Annotated in this window: 21 protein-coding genes and 2 pseudogenes; 11 read left to right on the forward strand and 12 right to left on the reverse strand. The window is 41.9% G+C overall.

What is annotated here, in order from left to right; all coding sequences use genetic code 11:
* Positions 1-35 precede the first annotated feature (35 nt).
* Positions 36-437 (forward strand): hypothetical protein, encoded by a 402-nt coding sequence (locus Xets_RS11345; protein WP_222941577.1) that lies wholly within the window; start codon positions 36-38, stop codon positions 435-437.
* A gap of 124 nt (positions 438-561) precedes the next feature.
* Here Xets_RS11345 and Xets_RS28670 read toward each other — a convergent pair whose 3' ends face one another.
* The gene (locus tag Xets_RS28670; RefSeq protein ID WP_120211381.1) at positions 562-741 is read right to left on the reverse strand and encodes a DNA/RNA helicase domain-containing protein; all 180 of its coding nucleotides are present in this window, start codon (positions 739-741) and stop codon (positions 562-564) included.
* 183 nt (positions 742-924) lie between these two features.
* Between Xets_RS28670 and Xets_RS11350 the strand changes: the two genes are divergently transcribed.
* The gene (locus Xets_RS11350; RefSeq protein ID WP_187651684.1) at positions 925-1,272 is read left to right on the forward strand and encodes an SH3 domain-containing protein; all 348 of its coding nucleotides are present in this window, start codon (positions 925-927) and stop codon (positions 1,270-1,272) included.
* 112 nt (positions 1,273-1,384) lie between these two features.
* On the forward strand, positions 1,385-2,353 hold the full coding sequence (locus Xets_RS11355; protein ID WP_187651685.1) for a threo-3-hydroxy-L-aspartate ammonia-lyase: 969 nt from the start codon (positions 1,385-1,387) through the stop codon (positions 2,351-2,353).
* Positions 2,354-2,416: 63 nt separating this feature from the next.
* Here Xets_RS11355 and prpR read toward each other — a convergent pair whose 3' ends face one another.
* Positions 2,417-4,090, reverse strand: coding sequence for a propionate catabolism operon regulatory protein PrpR (prpR, locus tag Xets_RS11360; RefSeq protein WP_099133777.1), 1,674 nt, complete (start codon positions 4,088-4,090; stop codon positions 2,417-2,419).
* Positions 4,091-4,384: 294 nt separating this feature from the next.
* Here prpR and prpB point away from each other — a divergent pair, with 294 nt between their 5' ends.
* Genes prpB through Xets_RS11380 form a run of 4 tightly spaced genes read left to right on the forward strand, consistent with a single transcriptional unit; the run spans position 4,385 to position 9,874 of the window.
* Entirely contained in the window at positions 4,385-5,290 is a 906-nt protein-coding gene (gene prpB / locus Xets_RS11365; protein ID WP_099133778.1) for a methylisocitrate lyase, read from the forward strand.
* Positions 5,283-6,455 (forward strand): 2-methylcitrate synthase, encoded by a 1,173-nt coding sequence (prpC, locus tag Xets_RS11370; RefSeq protein WP_187651686.1) that lies wholly within the window; start codon positions 5,283-5,285, stop codon positions 6,453-6,455. Before prpB ends, prpC begins: the two co-directional genes overlap by 8 nt.
* Before the next feature lie 38 nt (positions 6,456-6,493).
* Positions 6,494-7,945: a bifunctional 2-methylcitrate dehydratase/aconitate hydratase gene (locus Xets_RS11375; protein WP_099133780.1), complete on the forward strand. Its 1,452-nt coding sequence runs from the start codon at positions 6,494-6,496 to the stop codon at positions 7,943-7,945.
* A 36-nt stretch (positions 7,946-7,981) separates the two neighbouring features.
* On the forward strand, positions 7,982-9,874 hold the full coding sequence (locus tag Xets_RS11380) for a propionate--CoA ligase (protein WP_099133781.1): 1,893 nt from the start codon (positions 7,982-7,984) through the stop codon (positions 9,872-9,874).
* 277 nt (positions 9,875-10,151) lie between these two features.
* Here the strand turns inward: Xets_RS11380 and Xets_RS11385 are convergent, their stop codons facing one another.
* Together Xets_RS11385 and Xets_RS11390 are read right to left on the reverse strand one after the other, a co-directional pair.
* Complete coding sequence (locus tag Xets_RS11385) at positions 10,152-10,550, reverse strand: hypothetical protein (protein ID WP_187651687.1); 399 nt, start codon at positions 10,548-10,550, stop codon at positions 10,152-10,154.
* A 316-nt stretch (positions 10,551-10,866) separates the two neighbouring features.
* Positions 10,867-11,202, reverse strand: a pseudogene (locus Xets_RS11390) (glutathione S-transferase); the annotation flags it as partial.
* A gap of 289 nt (positions 11,203-11,491) precedes the next feature.
* Between Xets_RS11390 and Xets_RS11395 the strand changes: the two are divergent.
* On the forward strand, positions 11,492-12,046 hold the full coding sequence (locus Xets_RS11395; protein ID WP_099133783.1) for a cytochrome b: 555 nt from the start codon (positions 11,492-11,494) through the stop codon (positions 12,044-12,046).
* Positions 12,047-12,067: 21 nt separating this feature from the next.
* Positions 12,068-12,649: a YceI family protein gene (locus Xets_RS11400; protein WP_099133784.1), complete on the forward strand. Its 582-nt coding sequence runs from the start codon at positions 12,068-12,070 to the stop codon at positions 12,647-12,649.
* Positions 12,650-12,725: 76 nt separating this feature from the next.
* Here Xets_RS11400 and Xets_RS24670 read toward each other — a convergent pair.
* The 4 genes and pseudogenes from Xets_RS24670 to pvcA form a co-directional block, all read right to left on the reverse strand.
* A pseudogene (locus Xets_RS24670) lies at positions 12,726-13,235 on the reverse strand (AAA family ATPase); the annotation flags it as partial.
* A 534-nt stretch (positions 13,236-13,769) separates the two neighbouring features.
* Positions 13,770-15,050: a rhabduscin glycosyltransferase gene (locus tag Xets_RS11410; RefSeq protein WP_099133785.1), complete on the reverse strand. Its 1,281-nt coding sequence runs from the start codon at positions 15,048-15,050 to the stop codon at positions 13,770-13,772.
* Positions 15,051-15,080: 30 nt separating this feature from the next.
* Positions 15,081-15,953, reverse strand: coding sequence for a tyrosine isonitrile desaturase/decarboxylase (gene pvcB / locus Xets_RS11415; RefSeq protein ID WP_099133786.1), 873 nt, complete (start codon positions 15,951-15,953; stop codon positions 15,081-15,083).
* A 43-nt stretch (positions 15,954-15,996) separates the two neighbouring features.
* Positions 15,997-16,995, reverse strand: a complete 999-nt coding sequence (gene pvcA / locus Xets_RS11420; protein WP_099133787.1) for an L-tyrosine isonitrile synthase — start codon at positions 16,993-16,995, stop codon at positions 15,997-15,999.
* A gap of 408 nt (positions 16,996-17,403) precedes the next feature.
* Here pvcA and Xets_RS11425 point away from each other — a divergent pair, with 408 nt between their 5' ends.
* On the forward strand, positions 17,404-17,997 hold the full coding sequence (locus Xets_RS11425; RefSeq protein WP_187651688.1) for an ATP-dependent Clp protease proteolytic subunit: 594 nt from the start codon (positions 17,404-17,406) through the stop codon (positions 17,995-17,997).
* A 79-nt stretch (positions 17,998-18,076) separates the two neighbouring features.
* Here the strand turns inward: Xets_RS11425 and Xets_RS11430 are convergent, their stop codons facing one another.
* The 3 genes from Xets_RS11430 to eco form a co-directional block, all read right to left on the reverse strand.
* Positions 18,077-18,529, reverse strand: coding sequence for a GNAT family N-acetyltransferase (locus tag Xets_RS11430; protein ID WP_187651689.1), 453 nt, complete (start codon positions 18,527-18,529; stop codon positions 18,077-18,079).
* Between the two features lie 101 nt (positions 18,530-18,630).
* Positions 18,631-19,338 (reverse strand): aquaporin Z, encoded by a 708-nt coding sequence (aqpZ, locus tag Xets_RS11435; protein WP_099133790.1) that lies wholly within the window; start codon positions 19,336-19,338, stop codon positions 18,631-18,633.
* A 231-nt stretch (positions 19,339-19,569) separates the two neighbouring features.
* The gene (gene eco, locus Xets_RS11440) at positions 19,570-20,046 is read right to left on the reverse strand and encodes a serine protease inhibitor ecotin (protein WP_099133791.1); all 477 of its coding nucleotides are present in this window, start codon (positions 20,044-20,046) and stop codon (positions 19,570-19,572) included.
* 267 nt (positions 20,047-20,313) lie between these two features.
* On the opposite strand from eco, the gene Xets_RS11445 reads away from it, so the two are divergent.
* Positions 20,314-20,538 carry a YdcH family protein gene (locus Xets_RS11445; protein WP_099133792.1) on the forward strand — a complete coding sequence of 75 codons (225 nt, stop codon included), beginning with the start codon at positions 20,314-20,316 and terminating at the stop codon, positions 20,536-20,538.
* Between the two features lie 143 nt (positions 20,539-20,681).
* On the opposite strand, the gene Xets_RS11450 is transcribed toward Xets_RS11445, so the two are convergent.
* Entirely contained in the window at positions 20,682-20,918 is a 237-nt protein-coding gene (locus Xets_RS11450; RefSeq protein WP_045973604.1) for an ogr/Delta-like zinc finger family protein, read from the reverse strand.
* Positions 20,919-20,961 lie beyond the last annotated feature (43 nt).

The raw sequence follows: 20,961 nt of genomic DNA on the forward strand, positions 1-20,961 counted from the left end.
GCTAAGCAGGTTTATAAAGGCTTGAGCCGTATGCGGTGAAAGTCGCTCGTACGGTTCTTAGAGGGCGGGTGCGTAGTAATACGTGCTCGCTACTCGACGACAACATAAACCGTTATAGTTCACCGATTGAAGCTCTGACAGAAACGTTAGCTGAGTGGTTCAACTCTAATGAATTCAGAGGTTGTGCATTCATCAATACAGTCATCGAAATAGGAAAGGAGCAACCACAAGTTATTCCTCTTATTCAGGAGCATAAAAAGCAAATGGAACAGGTCATTGCGTTTTCTCTCCCCTCAGAACTTAGTGGAAAACGCCTAGCACAGAAATTTGCTTTACTTATCGAAGGTGCCATCACTATGATGCAACGCACTGAGCACAGTGATGAAGTCTTGTTACTATTGCGGGAGTGTCTATCGGATATTTCTATGTCTGAATGACTACAAGTCAACATTACAACAACAAATTCGAAAAATTCACGACCCAAAGTCCCTCTCTGAACGGGTGTGTTTCTGTAGAGCCTGTACTGCATTTTGTGTAAATGCCTTTCTCAGAGGTGACCATCTAGGCGGTCACCTCACTTGACAATATATGCATCCCACAAGATTTAAGGTAATCAAAGGTCTCATCATCATCACTCTTAATGATCAACCCATTTCTGCCTCGACTAAGAAGTACTCGATAGCTGCCAAACGTGTAGTGATCTTGTGTTCTTTTATACTTACTTTGATCTGATAAGACTATACGACCATTGCCACCAAAACATACAACTCACCAACTAAACTTAATTAGACACATTGCATTTTCCAATATTGATGAACCTATTTCAGGCAATTTATGGGGCACCATTAGCTATAGCACATAATTATCTCTGTATCTTTGTGTTGTAATATCCTGACCATAACTATCAATGAGGAGTAAAAAATAATGAGAAAAGGTATTGTAATTCACGATTATGTTAGCGCTTATCCAAATCCGATCAAATTACAAGCTGGAGATATTGTTTCGATCAGCCATAGCGATATTGAATACCCTTACTGGATTTGGACGACAAACTCTTTAAATGTCAGCGGCTGGGTTCCCCAACAAATTCTGTACCTCATTTATCCTGATAACGCAATATGTAAGGAAGATTATACGGCTCACGAGTTAACAGTAAAAGCGGGAGAATATCTGTATCTGGATCAGGTATTAAATGGTTGGTATTGGGCATATAAAGACTCAGGGGAAGCAGGCTGGCTCCCTCTGGAATATATAAATTCTAATATACCATAATGATACAGCCACCCCAGTATTAACCACAATATTGTGATTACACTACCCTCTTATTATCAAGGTATTCAATAGTATTAATGGGATACGTTACTGAGCAAAGGAGACTAAAGTAATGAAGTTTATTCCCGATTATAATCATATCCATGCAGCACATTCTCGTATTAAACCCTATATCAATAAGACTCCTGTATTCACATCAACAACTGTCAATGAACTCTTTGACGCCCAAGTCTATTTCAAGTGTGAAAACTATCAAAAAATGGGAGCATTCAAATTCCGCGGAGCCATGAATGCTCTATGCCAGTTTAGTGATGAGCAGAAAAAAGCAGGGGTTATTGCTTTTTCATCAGGCAATCATGCACAGGCAATTGCGCTGGCAGCTAAGTTACTGAATATTTCTGCCACCATTGTCATGCCACACGATGCTCCCCAGGCCAAGATAACTGCAACCAAAGGCTATGGTGGTAAAGTCGTTTTTTATGACAGATATACTGAAGATCGCGAAGAAATTGGGCGGAAACTGGCGGAAAAACACGGTATGACACTCATTCCGCCTTTCGATCATCCACATATCATTGCTGGTCAAGGCACTGCGGCTAAGGAGCTGTTGGAAGAAATCGGTGAGTTGGATGCTCTGTTTATACCTCTTGGCGGTGGTGGTTTATTGTCTGGCTCTGCGCTTGCCGCTGCTCACTTATCCCCTACATGTCAGGTTTTTGGTGTCGAGCCAGCAGCCGGTAATGATGGTCAGCAATCTTTTAAAAAAGGTGAAATAGTTCATATAGATACCCCAAAAACAATCGCAGATGGTGCTCAAACACAGCACTTGGGGCAACATACTTTTGCCATCATTCGCCACCTTGTCAAAGGTATTCTTACTGCGTCAGATGATCAATTAATTGATGCCATGTACTTTTTGGCAGAGCGAATGAAAACCATTGTCGAGCCTACTGGTTGTTTGGGGTTTGCTGCGGCAAAAGCAATGCGGGAACAATTGAAAGGGCAACGTATCGGAATTATCTTGAGTGGCGGAAATATTGATATAAAACGATATGCACATTTGTTAGCAAACAAGATCTAACTAGCATTCATTGTCTAATAATTAAAAGACCCGATTAGCATGATAAAAATGTGGAAAATGTTTCTACTTAGCTTTTTTCTGCTCCTTCTTTAACTTCCGCCATAACGTTGTGCGGCTAATTCCCAGATATTCTGCTGCCGCACGCCGATTACCTGAAAATCTCGCCACAATACCATGTAATGAAATACCGTGTACTGAAGGCGTGTTTTCAATAAAAGAAGGGAATGCAATTTGGGCGGATTTCATACTGCTGTTAATGGTATTGGTGCCAATCTGGCGCTCAGGTGAAAGTGATAATATCAATGCGGAGGTTAACGCCTGTTCTGGATGAGCACTTAAATAAAGCGCTATCCGTTCCATTAAGTTACGTAGTTCACGTACATTTCCCGGCCAATGATAAGCGTGCAACACATCATGACACCCAGCAAGCTCCTGTATCCTCAATGCAAAAACGGGTAAGTTAAGTACCGCAAAAGCCCGTTGTAAGTACTCTATTGCCAACAAACCAATATCATTTCCCCTCTCCCTTAATGCTGGTACGTTGATCCGCAATACACTTAAACGGTAGAACAAATCTGCCCGAAAACGCCCTTCTCTAACCCAAGTATCCAAATCACAATGTGTAGCACAGATGATCCGTACATCGACGGCAATCGGACGATATCCACCAACCCTGACAACAGATTTTTCTTCCAATACCCTTAATAACCGCGTTTGCAAAGGCAACGGCATTTCACCGATTTCATCCAGAAATAACGTCCCTCTGTGTGCAATTTCAAATAACCCCGCTCGCCCACCACGTCGTGAACCGGTGAAAGCACCTTCCTCATAGCCAAATAATTCAGCCTCCAGCAAAGACTCGGTAATCGCGCCACAGTTAACCGCCACAAACGGCCGTGGATGCTTACCCGCTAACGGCCCATATCGCAAGGTATATTCATGATGAATAGCCTGCGCCACCAACTCTTTTCCTGTACCACTTTCTCCCTGAATTAAAACTGTTGCCGTCGAGCGGGAGTACAGCATAATAGTATTGCGCACATGTTCTACCGCAACAGAATTGCCTCTGATATCGTTGATTGTATGCCGTGTGCGTAGTTTGTCTTCTGTAGGATAAGGAGAAATCACAGCTTGATTGAGTTTGCTCATTCGAGCCATCTCCAAAGCATCTCGAAATGCCTGCCGAATAGAATCCGCTGAATAGACAAAAACCCCCACTAACTCAGCTTCATAAGCAAGATCGGTAATCAATCCTGCCCCTACTATCACTTTGATACCCATCGCCTTCAAAGCATTGACCTGCGTCCTGGCATCTTCCTCTGTGACATAACTGCGTTGTTCAATACGCAAATTGAAACGCTGCTGAAATTCTTCTAATACAGGCAAAGTATTCTGGTAGGTAATGACACCAATTCGGGAGCTAATTTGTCGGGCACGAGCCAATGCCTGCATAAAATCAAATCCGCTGGCTTTGGCAATAATCACCGGCACAGATAAACGGCTTTTTAAATAGGCCCCATTAGACCCCGCGCAAATCACAGCATCACAGTGTTCGGTTTCTAGCTGTTTGCGAATATGTTGAACCGCACGCTCAAAACCCAACTGAATCGGTGTGATATTAGCCTGATGATCAAATTCCGGCGTAATATCACGAAACAGATCAAAAAGCCTGGAAACAGAGACTGTCCAGATCACCGGTCTATTGTTATCACGTTCACCTGCGTTTGTTGATGTCATATCTCCTCCCCTATTTCTTGTATACTGTTTCATCACCAAATCATGAAACAAAAATGAAACACAATTGATTCAAGATGAAACAAATGTACATTATAGCCAATAGCTAAACAGTAACCACTTATCACCCCAAACCTATTCACCAAATTAATTTAGATAATAAAAACAATACATTTGTTATATCCCCACTGACTCACCTTCCCACTTTTTAAGTATTGGCATAGACCTTGCTAGAAACCTTTCCATAGTAACAATCAAATACAAATCGGTTTCATTTTAGTAACAATGGGGTTATGTATGGCATTTTCTTCCGCTGGTTTTGCTTTTCGTCAGGCAATAGAGGACGAATCTCCGTTACAAGTCGTCGGAACCATCAATGCAAACCATGCATTACTGGCAAAACAGGCAGGCTACAAGGCGATTTACCTTTCAGGTGGTGGTGTTTCTGCGGGTTCGCTGGGGCTACCCGATTTGGGGATCTCTACACTGGATGATGTGTTGATTGATGTCCGCCGCATTACTGATGTTTGTGACTTACCATTGCTTGTCGATGCCGATATTGGTTTCGGTTCCTCAGCGTTTAATGTCGCCCGCACAATTCGGTCTATTATAAAGGCAGGAGCCGCAGGTGTTCATATTGAAGATCAGGTCGGTGCCAAACGTTGTGGCCATCGTCCAAATAAAGAAATTGTTTCCAAGCAGGAAATGGTAGATCGCATCAAGGCTGCTGTTGACGCCCGCACCGATGAGCATTTTGTCATTATGGCCCGCACGGACGCACTGGCAGTAGAAGGGTTAGATGCAGCACTGGACAGGGCCGCAGCTTATATCGAAGCTGGCGCCGATATGCTGTTCCCTGAAGCGATCACCGAGCTGCACATGTATCAGGAATTCGCGTCCAAAACGCAGGTTCCTGTTTTAGCGAATATTACCGAGTTCGGTGCGACGCCGCTCTTTACAGTCGAAGAATTAAGGAGTGTAAACGTCGCCATTGCCCTTTACCCTCTATCGGCATTTAGAGCTATGAATAAGGCGGCCGAACAGGTATATACCGCTTTGCGTCGAGATGGCACACAGAAAAATGTCATCAATACGATGCAAACCCGTAATGAACTTTATGAAAGCATCAACTACTACGATTTTGAACGAAAACTGGATGTCCTGTTTTCCCAGAAAAATAGCAGAGGTGATACTAATGAGTAAGCAAAATACGGCAATAGGAGTCTCTGAATCTACACCATTTAAACCCAAAAAATCAGTTGCACTGTCCGGTGTTACAGCAGGCAATACAGCGCTCTGTACCGTTGGCAAAAATGGCAATGATTTACATTACCGTGGCTATGATATTTTCGATTTGGCCACCCATTGCGAGTTTGAAGAGATAGCTTATCTTCTCATCCACGGCAAGCTCCCTTCCCACGCAGAATTAACTTCCTACAAGAACAAATTGAAATCCTTACGTGGCCTGCCTAGCAGCGTCAAAGCCGCATTGGAAGCACTGCCTGCGATAGCACATCCTATGGATGTCATGCGTACTGGTGTTTCTGTACTGGGTTGTACTTTGCCAGAAAAAGAAGATCATAACCTGGCTGGTGCCCGCGATATTGCTGATCGCTTACTCGCCTCTCTCAGTTCAATACTGCTTTATTGGTATCACTACAGCCATAATGGCCGCCGCATTGAAGTTGAAACCGATGATGATTCCATTGGCGGGCACTTTCTCCATCTCTTGCATGGTCAAAAGTCACGGGTATCATGGGAAAAAGCCATGCAAACTTCCTTGATCCTGTACGCCGAACATGAATTTAATGCTTCTACCTTTACCAGCCGAGTGATTGCGGGCACGGGATCGGATATTTACTCTGCCATTATCGGCGGGATTGGTGCCTTGCGTGGACCAAAGCATGGGGGGGCCAATGAAGTTTCATTCGAAATCCAGCAACGCTATGACACTCCCGCGCAAGCCGAAGCCGATATTCTGGCTCGTTTGGAAAGAAAAGAAGTCATCATTGGTTTTGGCCATCCGGTTTATACTGTCTCCGATCCCCGCCATAAAGTCATTAAAGAAATTGCCCTGCAACTTTCCCAAGAAGCAGGTACGACTCAGATGTATGACATTGCTGATCGGATTGAATCCATGATGTGGGATAACAAGAAAATGTTCCCGAATCTCGATTGGTTCTCGGCGGTTTCCTATCACATGATGGGAGTACCTACTACCATGTTTACCCCGCTGTTTGTGATTGCCCGTACTTCTGGTTGGGCCGCTCACATTATTGAACAACGTATTGATAACAAAATCATCCGTCCATCAGCTAACTATATTGGCCCTGAAAATTTGGCATTTATACCGATTGAACAACGTTAATAATCTGATTTACAAATAACACGATTTAAGGATTGATTATGTCTACCTCTGTTGTTAACAACCGACCTGATTACGATCAGGTGATTGTAGATATTGTGGATTATGTCATGGACTACACCATAACATCCCCAATTGCTTACGCCACAGCCCACCACTGCCTGATAGATACCCTGGGTTGCGGATTAGAAGCGCTGGAATATCCCGCCTGCACAAAACTATTAGGGCCAATTGTATCGGGAACAACAGTGCCTAATGGCGCGCGCGTACCAGGAACCCAATTCCAGCTCGATCCTGTTCAGGCTGCATTTAACATTGGTGCCATGATTCGCTGGCTTGATTTCAATGACACCTGGCTGGCGGCCGAATGGGGACATCCTTCTGATAATCTTGGCGGAATACTTGCCACCGCCGACTGGCTATCAAGAAATGCAATTGCCCGCGGAGAAAAACCACTCACCATGTGGGATGTTCTGGCTGCGATGATTAAGGCGCATGAAATTCAAGGCTGTCTGGCATTGGAAAATGCTTTCAATAAAGTTGGTTTGGATCATGTCGTTTTAGTCAAAATAGCTTCTACGGCAGTTGTTGCCCAAATGTTAGGGCTGAAACGTGAAGAAATATTAAGTGCGGTTTCATTGGCCTGGGTTGACGGACAATCCTTGAGAACCTATCGCCATGCCCCCAATACCGGCTCTCGCAAATCCTGGGCTGCGGGAGATGCAACTGCACGTGCCGTACGTCTGGCTCTGATAGCCCAAACAGGCGAAATGGGCTACCCCTCCGTATTGACTGCCAAAACCTGGGGATTTTACGACGTCCTGTTTAATGGTCAGCCATTCAAATTCCAGCGCCCTTATGGTTCTTATGTCATGGAAAATGTGCTGTTCAAAATCTCTTTTCCAGCAGAATTCCACTCACAAACTGCCGTAGAAGCAGCAATGATCTTGCATCAGCAACTGAAAGAACACGGCAAAGGTATTGAAGATATTGCTCAAATCACTATCCGTACCCATGAAGCCTGTATCAGAATCATTGATAAACAGGGACCATTGAATAATCCCGCAGACAGGGATCACTGCATCCAATATATGATTGCCATTCCACTGATTTTTGGTCGTCTGACAGCTGCGGATTACGAAGATGATATTGCTGCCGATCCACGCATTGACGCCTTGCGGGAAAAAATAGTCTGCGTCGAAAACCCCGATTTCACCCGTGACTATCATGACCCCGAAAAACGCTCCATCGCCAATGCGCTGACTTTGACATTCACCGATGGCACTCAATTAGACGAAGTTAAAATCGAATTCCCGATTGGACACGCTCGTCGTCGTAAAGATGGTATTCCGCTATTAGAGGAGAAATTCAAAATCAATCTGGCGCGTCGTTTCCCGCAAGAGCAACAACAGAAAATTTTAGCGGTATCTCTTGACCTGATGTCATTGAAAGACATCCCGGTAAACGAATACCTTGATTTGTATGTCATATAATTTGTATACCCTTGAGAGATGAATGTAGGAGAGATTATGTCATTCCAAGATTTCTATCAGCATTCAATTGATGATCCCGATACTTTCTGGGCAGAACAGGCCAAACGCATTCACTGGCAGCAGCCTTTTGAACAAACGCTGGATCATAGCCATCCTCCGTTTGCCCGTTGGTTTTGTGGAGGAAAAACTAATCTCTGCTACAACGCACTAGACCGCTGGCTGGAAAGCCAACCCGATGCCAGGGCACTGATTGCCATTTCAACGGAAACTAAAACCAATAGCGAGCGAGTTTTCACCTATAAAGAATTACATCGGGAAGTGAACCGGGCCGCCGCTATCATGTTGTCGCTTGGCGTAAAAAAAGGCGATCGTGTCGTTGTTTATATGCCAATGGTGGCCGAAGCCCTGTTTATTTTACTGGCCTGTGCCCGCATTGGGGCAATCCATTCCGTCGTATTTGGAGGTTTTGCTTCCCACAGTCTCGCTACCCGATTGGATAACGCCGAACCGGTTTTAGTCGTCTCAGCGGATGCTGGTTCACGGGGGGGGAAAATCATCCCCTATAAGCCTCTGCTTGATGAAGCTATTGCGTTAGCCAAGCACACGCCACACCATGTTTTAATGGTAGATCGTGGACTGTCTGATATTAATTGGGTGAATGGCAGGGATGTAGATTTTGCCACATTACGGCAGAAACATTTTGATGCAGAAGTTCCTGTCACATGGCTCGAATCCAATGAAACTTCTTGTGTGCTCTATACATCAGGCACAACCGGAACACCGAAAGGGGTTCAACGCGATGTCGGCGGTTATGCCGTGGCGCTGGCGACATCAATGGATGTTATTTTTGGTGGTAAGGCAAGAGGCGTGTTTTTCTGCACATCGGATATTGGCTGGGTCGTCGGGCACTCTTATATTGTCTATGCTCCCTTGATCGCCGGCATGGCAACGATCATGTATGAAGGTCTCCCGATACGCCCGGATGCTGGCATTTGGTGGCAAATTGTCGAAAAATATCGTGTCACCAGAATGTTTTCTGCCCCTACGGCAATTCGCGTCCTGAAAAAATATCCTACGGATTGTATCGCCAAATATGATATCTCATCGCTTGAAACACTCTATTTAGCGGGAGAACCCCTTGATGAACATACTGCCCGTTGGGTTGCCGAAGCCATTAATGTGCCTGTCATTGATAATTACTGGCAAACTGAAACCGGCTGGCCCATTATGGCAATTGCACGTAGTCTGGATGACAGGCCAGGCCGTTTTGGTAGTACAGGCTTTCCCATGTACGGTTTTAACGTCAAACTGCTCAACGAACTGACTGGTCAGGAATGTGGTAATAATGAAAAAGGCATGCTGGTCATCAAAGGCCCTTTACCGCCAGGTTGCATCCAGACTATCTATGGTGACGATCCCCGTTTCATTAATACTTACTGGCGTCACTTTGACCAGCAAGTGTATTCGACATTTGACTGGGGGATACGTGACAGTGATGGTTACTATTTTATTCTGGGACGTTCGGATGATGTGATTAACGTTTCCGGCCATCGTTTAGGAACGCGGGAAATTGAAGAGTGCATTGCCAGCCACGCAGATGTTGCCGAAGTTGCCGTTATTGGTATCAAGGATGAAATAAAGGGACAAGCCGCCGTGGCATTTGCTGTCCTCAAAGAAGGACGAGCAATCCAGAGTGCTGACCATTTTGCCACATTGGAGAAAGCATTAATGGAATTGGTAGATAAAAAAATCGGCAACATTGGACGTCCGGCGCGAGTCTATTTTGTAACGCAATTACCGAAAACCCGTTCAGGAAAAATGTTGCGCCGTACCATGCAGGCCATTTGTGAAGGACGTGAGCCAAGCGATATTGCCCTGATTGAAAACCCCGCTTCATTGGAAGCCATTCGGGATGCAATTTCCCATTAAGCAATCATATACTCATCTCTTCTTTGTTTAATCCGCATTTAATGTCGCAGAGTTATCATACCTTTGTACTACATTTTCCCAGCTACTTTTACCCATTCCAGCTCCGTTCCTATACGGAGCTTTTTTTATCTAAATAAATAGATTAACACTTTCGTTCGTTTATTTTTAAATTAGAATGGTAATTATATTTAATTAAATAGCTGTTAATATGAATTAGAAAAATATTAACAGCCATTATGGACTCACTAAATTGAATAGTAAAAAAATCGTTTATATTCTATTGCATCTGACGCATCAAATAACGATATAAGCGAGCAGATTTCTCTGGAGGTAATACAATAAATCTTTTATTTATATCAATAAGTATCTGGCAGCTTTTCTCTTTATTCGTATTGGCACTCTGAGAAGATTCCAACAAGGTAATATCTTCCCCATATTTATGCACCATATCAACCATGATTGTTTCTATATCTTGTAAAGCAAGAACATCATCCTCGGCTGAGGATTGATACTGCTTCTCACTATAAGAGGCAATAATCATCTCCCTATCAGATCTAAGCCGTTGGTTATACAAATCCTTTGGAAACAATTTTGATAATTCCAAAATATCATAAATATCTCTGTTTATATCTGGAAGAACAAACCAAAGGCATTTTTCAGCACTTTCTTTCTGCAAAAACTCCATCTGTTTTATAACCAATTGCACATGAGCAAGAATCTCTTTATCAGGAACAAACAAAATACGATTAAAAACAATGTGTTCTCAATCCATCTGTTACCCTTTCCGTTATAGAAAATGAAAGTAAACATTATGTATAAAAATGGATAAATAAACACTGATTTATTTAAATGATTTTAAAAAAACTTAAATAATCACCTAAGTTATAAATCTGATAAATAAAAAACAAATCGTATCGTTAACTATAAAAATAGATTATTAAATCAGGGCACACAAAGCACCCTGAATCATAATTTCATTCATAAGATGTGAATTAATGTGCTATTTTAGGTTCTTTTAGTGCAGACTCAGCCCATTCCATCATTGCTGGGTGTTTTAACATACGATTAACCCACTTCTGGCTGATTGCAGAAAGCTTCAATTCTGGAGTTATTTCATTTAACTCAGTGCGAGCAGAACAATTCATCGTGCAAAGCTGACGTAATGTCGCAAAACCAGAGTGCATTTCCGCAGCAGCACTTCTCGCCCACGCTCTGGCTGTTTTATCTGATGGCCAAACTTGAACATGAATCTCAGCAATATATTCAACAATTGCCAGAGAATCCCAAACAGTAATCTCACCATCAATCAAACAAGGAACCAAACCCGTAGATTTTTATTGGCTATCCACAATGTATACATCGTCTTTCTCGCTATAATGATAAAATAGAGTGATTACATAATCACATTATATTTTCATATTAAAATAGTAAGCCAGTTAATCCTATAAAATACCCCCCTTATAAAGTAAGGGTTGTCCATTATAAAAATTCTTATCATTAAAACAAAGATTTATAAAAATAAATAGCACATAAAATAAAGAAATTAATTCACTATGCACTTTAAAAACTCTCGTCTATATTGTAGAAACATCTTTATATTAAAAATAAGGATATAATATGTCACTCAAAAACACTTCCACCAGCTTCGGCCATATTTCTATTTTAATTCACTGGCTAGTAGCGCTCGCTGTTTATGGTATGTTTGCACTTGGATTATGGATGGTCACATTAAGTTATTACGATAACTGGTATCATCGTGCTCCTGAACTGCATAAAAGTATAGGTAGTTTATTATTTATTATCATGATTATTCGGGTAATATGGCGATTTATTTCGCCGCCACCAAAACCCTTGGCAAGCTACGGTCTCTTTATACGCATCAGTTCACAACTAATGCAACTCATTCTCTATATCGCCTTATTTGGTATTCTATTTAGTGGATATCTCATTTCTACAGCCGATGGGCAACCTATCAGCATTTTTGGCTGGTTTGAAATCCCTGCAACCTTAACAGGTCAAGGCATACAGGCTGATACGGCGGGCGTTATTCATCTTTATCTTGCTTGGACTGTTGTGGTGCTCTCCCTATTACATGGGCTTGCTGCACTGAAACATCACTTTATTGATCGTGATACCACCTTAAAAAGAATGTTTGGTTACAAACCAAACTAAAATAACTTTTGGAGAATTATTATGCTGAAAAAGACGCTAGTAGCCCTGACCGTTGGGGGATGGCTCATAAGTACAGGAAACGCACTCGCTGCTGATTATAAGTTCGATAAAATAGGCCAACATGCCTTTATTGAATTTCGTATTCAACATTTAGGATTTAGCTGGCTTTATGGTGGTTTTAAAGATTTCGATGGTAACTTTACTTTTGATCCGCAAAATCCAGCAAACGATAAAGTGAATGTGGTTATCAAAACCGATAGTGTAGATACCAAACATGCCGAACGAGATAAGCATTTACGTGGACCTAACTTTTTGAACAGTAATAAATATCCTGAAGCTAAATTCACATCAACGAATGTTAAGAAAGAAGGTGAACATTACTTTATTACCGGAGATCTCTCATTAAATGGTGTGACCAAACCTGTCACACTGGACGCAAAATTGATCAATGCAGGAAACGACCCGTGGGGTGGATACCGTGCTGGTTTTGAGGCGACAGGCAAACTCAAATTAAAAGACTTTAATATCAAAGAAGATCTGGGGCCAAAATCTCAGGAAGTCGAACTGATCATTTCCGTTGAAGGCGTGCGAGAAAAAGCCTAATTGTAGCGGCTCGCATTTATCCTGCCCGGCTCGCAATCTATTCCACCGGGCTCACAATAACTGCAAATAAACATCGTCATATCGGTAAACCGACAGCCAACATTTTGTCGCGCAGTTCAGCAGTACGAGCTGGATCCAACTGATTGTTAAATAATGCCCTGATTTCAGCCGGTTTTGCATCAAACTGCTCCACCATATCTTTTAGCCGATAACCATGCCGCGTGAGTGTCGGCTCAAGGTCATCCAACTGACGTGACAGCACGGACTCAACCAGCGGGGCGGTAATCGGTTTTTCACCTGTCTGGTATCCTGCTTCCATTGCCAGTGTCAGGTGCAACTGTACTTGCAGCGGTGTACGCAGTTTCATCGCCAACAGGTCGAACGCTTCGGTTGTCAGAATATCTTCCGATTTACCCTTACCGGTGCTGATCTTCAACAACCACTGAATATACTCGCGCTGACTGCCGGTGATCCCGTCTAGTGTGAAAATATCGGTACGATAACCAATTTCCGCCACCGTCGGACAACGCAGGTCATTACGCAGTTTTGGATGACCGGCCAGAACGACAGATACACGATACGGTCCTATGTGATCAATGATTACCGTCAGAGAGGGGCCACTTTGGTCTAGGTAATGCTGTCTATACGCCCAGCAATATAGGTCTGGCTCGAGATACCCACGCGGCGATGGGACCATTTTCACCCAAGATACTGGAGTTTCACGATCCCGGTGAGCTTGAGCTGGTAGTAACCCAAACCTACCAGCAAAGCAAGGATGGAGGCAGATCTTGGACCGACATTCCTGACAGCACCTACCGGATTCGGCGAGTGGCAAGACGCGTAGGTATAAAATTACGATTCACAATTCATAAAGAGAATTTGAGCAACCTGAGGGAAACACTAAGTAATATGACTGAAGTGTAATATAGGTGTTCTTCAGCAATCCGTCTGATCCTGACGGCAGAGCGGCGTGACAGGATGTTGGCGGCGACGGGGTTTATTTGCAGTTAATGTGAGTCGAAATTGGCGCTGATTGCGAGTCGCTACACCTAATCATAAAAGAACGCGGTAAGAAAAACGTACCGCGCTCCATTTACCCTGTTTTAGACAGACATAATATCTATTGGGCAATTAGTTCATTAACGTGATGCGTTATTAGTGCCAAAGCATTATGGGCATCATAATCTGCCTTAATGATCTGTGACTGCTGGCGCCATATCGGGAAAGATAATATCCTTGTCACTGCCTGATATAATTGCTGCTCATTTGGCGTATCAGTATGCAAACTGATTCCACAACGTGACCAGATAACACGAGCGACAGCTTCCAATTTACCATCTCCTGTTCCCGCGACCACCAAAGGTACTCCATGACGAATGGCTGAATTCAAAGAACCATAACCACCATTAGTAATAAAAATTGATGCTCTGGGAAGCCAGTGTTCAAAATTGAGATACTCGACCACCCTGGCATTCTCTGGAAGATCGTTGCCCAGGACATCGATAGAACGACCGCCTGTAATCGCCAATACCCGAACCGGCAAAGTTGCCAATCCACGCAATGTGGGCAAGATCAATTGGCTAAAATCAACATTAGCCAGCGTTCCCTGAGTCACCAAGATCAACGGCAGGCTTTCATCCGGCCAACTGATTTGCGTTTTATCATCTTCCACTTTCACCGGCAGCGATCCGATAAAATCCACCGTTTCAGGTAAATCATCACGAGAAAATTCAAATGATTGAGTTGCCAGTTGTAAGAAACGATCAACTCCGCCCATTAAAGCATCATTGTGATCCGTTGTCAGTGGGGGACAATCCACCGCCGCAAGCGACTGATTGAATGCTGCCCTGACCTGCTCAATTAATTGGTCCGTTTCCTCATCGACCAATTGCTCGCGTGTCAAATCAGCAGGCAATAATTCAGGTGGTATCCGAGCCCCCCAGAATATGGCATCCCTTGCTGACCACGCCAATGGAGTAACACCAATAGCAATGACCGGGATACGTTTTTCAGCTGGTTTCTGCAATAACGGCAGCGCGGCATAAAAAGTATTATCGATAATCAGCAGATCAGCTTGTCCCTCATCGATAACTTGCAGCAATTGTTTCGATAACACAGGAATAGGTGCGGCAAAAAATTGCCTTAACGCCAGCGCCATCTGGGCATTTCCCGGCGGGAGTTCTGCCCGTTCAGGAAAATATTTTTCCAAACAACGGTAATCAATATCCACTTTCTCATCGAAGGGAACAAAAGTGGCCCCCAATGCTTCCGTTTGTTGTTGAAACAGGGACCCACTGAATATGGTGACATCATGTCCCTGCCCTATTAAATGTTCCGCAATAGTGAATATTGGAAAAACATGGCCAGGAGTTGCAATAGCAGCTAAAACAATACGAGACATTAATCAAGCCTCCTTCAAGGCAACTTCTACTCAATCGGCACTGGAAACAGAAATAGTGCGGAAGCTTTGATTTTTACACACAGGCACGCCATGGATATGCACCCGTTGAATATGGCGAGGAGAACGGGAAATAAAAGCTTCCCGTCCATGTAATAAAGTGAAGTTATCACAAATCGCAATGTCACCAGACTGCCATTGATGAGCGTAGAAATAACGCGGATCATACAATCGGTTATACAGTGTTTCCTTAAGGGCTTGTTGCTCTTCCTGTGACATGCCATCTATCTTCAAGGCGTGATGATCAGCATACTTCACATCTTCTTTACCCATTGGCTCATTGTAACGCATCACCCATTTTTTGCCGTCGGGGTGAGAACAAACCAATGGTGAAGTCACTTCACCGCCATAATGTGTTACTCGGCTTGTACGATAAGTAATGGTGGTATTTTTCCATGTATTACGCTCATCATCACTGGCATCAATAATCAATTGTTCAGTGTTGACAAACGTGGTGCGCCCTCCTTGAGCCGCTTCGGGAGCAGAAACACAGTGAAATAGCTGAAATTCAGGAATTGTTTCTCTATACATTCCATCCCAATGCAACGGCAAATTACCACTGTCCATAACATGATCAGACGGTTCCGGGTGCTCCATAACATCCAATACAGCACCAAATGGCCACATCATGATTTCACCCCAACGGCCAGAATATTCCGCCAATTTCTCTTTATCCGTAAAACCGGATTGAAAGCCACGCAATACAACCAACAGATGAGTACGAGCTAATTCACGCAAAGCATCAACTGACAGTGTGGTAATATCCTGATCAGGGTAATTGGGAGTAATAAATACGCCAAAAGGTTTCATCGCCTCAATATGACAATCAAGTTCATAGGTATTCATGATTTTTCTCTCTAAAATACGGTATACCACGTGGTTATTCTGCTTATGCTGTCGCCGTTTGGAATTCTGTTTGCGGGTTTTCTTCAGATGGCGTTTCAATCAAGTAATGGCTTGGAACACCCCGAATTTCGATCAGCTTTCCATTCATCTTTTTCACTTCATCACTTTTCATCAGTAAAAACTGGCCGTTAATGTTGGCCGCCACACCGTGCCACGGCGTTAACCAATCATCCCGAGTCGGCATCATATGAATACCAATTTTAATACTGTCCACGGGTTGCGGGTGAATAGAAAGACGGATCGCCAAGGGGAACTGCTCTGCTAGTAAATTACCCCACGCCCAACTACGTTGGATAACCCCAGCCGAGCGCTGACGGGCATCTTTTTGCAACGCATTTTTTGAACCTGTATATTCTGGCAATAAGCTATCTTCATAAAGAAAACGAGTAATCGCCCGATATAATTGAACACCCTCTTCGGTTTTTTTGAGTTCTACCTTAATCTCCTCTATCGAAGAGGCATAACGACTGACCAATAATTCACGCAGTTGATCGTAATCATTAGTATATTGCGTTAGTGATTCAACGTTACCAAGATTAAAAACTGAAAGATGAGTCGCGCCCAGTTCATGCAACAACTTTTCAATTTCTAACTGATAATGGGTAATTGTGTCATCATCGACAAGAATAAGATCACTAAAAACATGTCCATCAGAACAAATAACAATATTTGCCCCAGGTGGATAATAAAGCTGAATACGCTGACAAAGGGAATTTAGAAAAATCAGTGATAATTTTTCTGCCATATCTGGCATTTTACCCAATACTTTTCTAGGGTTGGGGGATTTTGTCGGAAATGCAGGTAAAATACATTCGATAGGTTTCCCTTGCTCCACAAATGCACGGATACGAGGCAGTTGAACCTCAGAAACCTTTTTTTCTTCATATTGAAGTGAGTGTTCAGACTCAGGGAAACGACGTCGATACTGCAATAATTCATGTAGAATTTTGTTAGACACTTCTTCTATGTCAAGACGTTCCATAATTCATTCCTAATTTATTACATTTACATCACAGCCAATTAATACAGTTAGCAATATGCAGATATTGCTGAGTATAAAAACATTAACTCACATGCTTTTGAATATATAAATATCGAAATAAAACTTACAGCAGGAAAGTTACAATATACAACCAAACCTAACTATAAATATACTGAGTTTTTTATTTTATCTTATTTTATTACACATACTGTAAAACTCTAAGAAATCATGGACATAAATATATATCATTATAATTTCACAAATAAATTAAATTTTTTTAAAAAAATAATTCAATTTTTTTGATGATGTTACAAAACTGAAACAAAGTTCAAAGTTTTTAGAAAATATTATTTTTTAAAGCTATATTTTTTATATATCCAACATTATTTATCACAGGAGAAAAAAATAATGCATTGCGAATTGACAAATAGATCAGAAAAAGAAACAACAGCAATCTCATCTACTCAAAATCAACTCATTAAATCACGATCTGTTATTATTTCCGGGGAAATTAATCAGCCGCTCGCTGAAAATGTAATGACACAACTGATAATTTTGCAGGAAATCAGTAATGACCCAATAAAAATATTTATCAATAGCCAAGGTGGACACGTTGAAGCAGGTGATACTCTGCATGACATGATCAAATTTATCAAACCCAAGGTTATAATGATTGGTACGGGTTGGGTAGCAAGTGCTGGCATTACCATCTTCCTTGCAGCCAATAAAGAAAACCGTTACTCACTACCAAATACCCGTTTTATGATCCACCAACCATTAGGCGGTGTTCAAGGACGCGCTTCCGATATCGAAATCGAAGCCAAAGAAATAATAAAAATTCGCAACCGAATAAATCGACTGATCAGTAAAGCAACCAATCAATCCCTTGATAAGGCCGCAAAAGATACCGATCGGAATTACTGGATGGAACCAGAAGAAGCCCGTGATTACGGTATTATTGGGCAGATCATTCATCATTGGGATGAATTGCATGAATATTGATGAACTTATGAGCCTTATTGGCTAATAACACAGGCGGAATTATCCAAATACTAATAATAGCCGCCTGCTTTCTCAGCATTTATTGAGGTACTCCAGGTATTTTCTCTTTGTCTAATGTCCATACAAAATCCTGTTCTACGACAGGTGAAAATCCTAGTTTCTGATAAAGCCAACCTGCATTAGAAGTCACCAACATCACATGTTTTACATGAGGAATAATCGGATGCTGTAAAACACATTCGACCAACCAACGTCCCAGCCCTTTCTTCTGATATTCATCGATAATAAATACATCTGAAAGATATGAAAACATTGAAAAATCAGTCACTAATCTTGCAAATCCAATTTCTTTATCACAATGAAATAATGCAAAACATAAACTATTTTCTATTGCAATTTTGACTTTTTCAAACTCAACGCCACGCGCCCAAAATAATTGCGTTAATTCACTATGTACGAAATGAATATCAATCTTACTCTTATCCGTTGTAATCCAATATTCACCTCGTTCCCATGTTATATTTTTCTCCATTATTCCTCCTTTTAAGAAAAGATTGAAATGTGAATAAATCTACCATAAAAAGGAGTAAAAAAAGCCATGCTATAACATGGCTTATCAAAATGAAGGAGATATTAATTAATGGATGAATTACCTTTCTGTAAGAGTGTCCGGTATATCAACCCGCCGATAGCACCACCAATTAATGGAATCAACCAAAATACCCAAAGCTGCTCCAAGGCCCAGGTCCCCTGGAAAATAGCAACCGCGGTACTTCTTGCTGGGTTAACTGATGTATTTGTTACTGGAATACTGATTAAGTGAATCAGTGTCAATGCTAAGCCGATAGCCAATGGTGCAAAACCTGCTGGTGCATTTTTGTCTGTTGCTCCAAGAATGACAATTAAGAAAAATCCGGTTAATATTAATTCAATAATAATTGCAGCTCGTAATGAAAAACCACCGGGAGAATGTTCACCATAGCCATTAGATGCAAAACCACTTGCCGTTGCATCAAAACCACTTTTACCGCTGGCGATAAGGTACAGTACCGCAGCTGCCGCAATTCCTCCAATCACTTGGGCAATAATATAAGGAATAACCTCTTTAGCAGAAATACGCCCGCCAGCGAACAAGCCCAATGTTACTGCCGGATTAAAATGCCCTCCTGAAATATTCCCTACCGCATAGGCCATTGTTACCACAGTTAAACCAAAAGCCAGAGATACACCCACAAAACCAATCCCCAGCTGTGGAAATGCTGCAGCTAAAACAGCACTACCACATCCACCAAACACCAACCAAAAAGTACCTAAAAACTCTGCCGATAACTTTTTAAACATTCGACGATTCCTCAATGATATTTGCATGAATGCAAAAGAATCCAAAAATAGTTTAGTTAGTGTTTTTAATTATGGGCAAGGAATCACAGACAGAAAAATAAAGAAAAAACCAATATCACCAATATAAATTTATTTATTGTTAACTTAACAATAAGCAACGACGAAATGCATTTCTAAAACAACCTGAGTTTAATATAACAACTCAGGTTGTTTATTTAGTTAATCAATAACTTATTTGATAACAGCTTTCTTTACCTCATCCGAAGCTTGCCAAATACGATATTTAACTGTCAACGATTTTGGCGTATATACTACGATAGGTAATTTACTGTTATAACGGATAAAAGCATCCTTACCTAACTGAACCTGAACAAAACGCACTGTTTTTTCTTCATTTGGACAAGCCATTTTTGTTGAAGCGGGACCAGTCACATTATTTAGCACATAATAGTCATATCCCCACCCTTCCAGGATTTTAGTCTCCAACTTACCGCCAAACCAGTGATGGTTACAATCCACTTTCATATCCTTGCCAATCACCAACTCAACCATATAGCCGTTTTCATGTTCTTTCTGAGGCAATTCAATCACGCTACGAGCCATTTTCTCAGAAGGCGCAGGATAAGGGGCGATATCTTCAAGTTTTTTGTCGGCAAAAACCGAAGTTGATACCATCAGTGCAGCTAAAGGGAATAGATATTTTTTCATATATCACCTCTGAATATATTTAAAAAGGAGACTAGATAATAACAACAAAAAGACAGGGGTAAATTATGTTTTTTGGCAAGGCACTGATTCTTAAAGGCATTAGATATGGAAAAATCTATCCACTCATAATCAATGTCAAATTTTATTTATCATCAACAAACTAACAGGTTCTACCAGTTCTTTTTTATGTGATATTTCTCAAATCTGATATTAAAATGACCTACTACACTCACTGAGTGTAGTAGTGAATTTCGTATAGGAGGTCTTATGTTTCCAGAATATCGTGATTTAGTATCCAACCTGAAAGAATCTCATCCCCGCTTCCAATCCCTGTTTGAAAAACATAACCGACTTGACCACGAGATAACCCAACTTGAAGGCCCAAATGGTGCGGGTTACAACGATAAAGTTGTGCGCCTGAAAAAAGAAAAACTACACATCAAAGATGAAATGCAAAGGATTTTGCAGGAACAATATCAGAGCCAGAAGTAAATCAGCCAAATGGTTTTGACGCCTACTTTGTTGACGAGTGGGCGTCACAAGAAGTTCTCGAATAGAGAACTCACTTCAACCTAACATCCAAAAAAAGCCACCATAACGGTGGCAAAAAGCTGGAGCAATAATTTTTTCGTTATTTATTGTACGGCAGCCGCTTTCTGGCGAGGTTGTCTCTTGGTTTTTGCCCTTGGATGTGGCGTCACGTTTTGGACTTCACCTGGCTTAGAAATGAAACGGACAAAGGTTTCATGGCTGACGAACGTTGCTCCGCAATTGATATTCTGACATTGGTTATAGCGCTCCTTTGTTTGGCTTGAATGCTCAAAGCTGCTACGAGTATGCGCTGATTGACCACACAGAGGACACTTAATCATATTGTTCACCTTTCTGAAATCGTTATCTTGAAATAACTGTCTT

It is taken from the genome of Xenorhabdus sp. TS4, from assembly GCF_014467265.1.
Lineage (GTDB): Bacteria > Pseudomonadota > Gammaproteobacteria > Enterobacterales > Enterobacteriaceae > Xenorhabdus > Xenorhabdus ehlersii.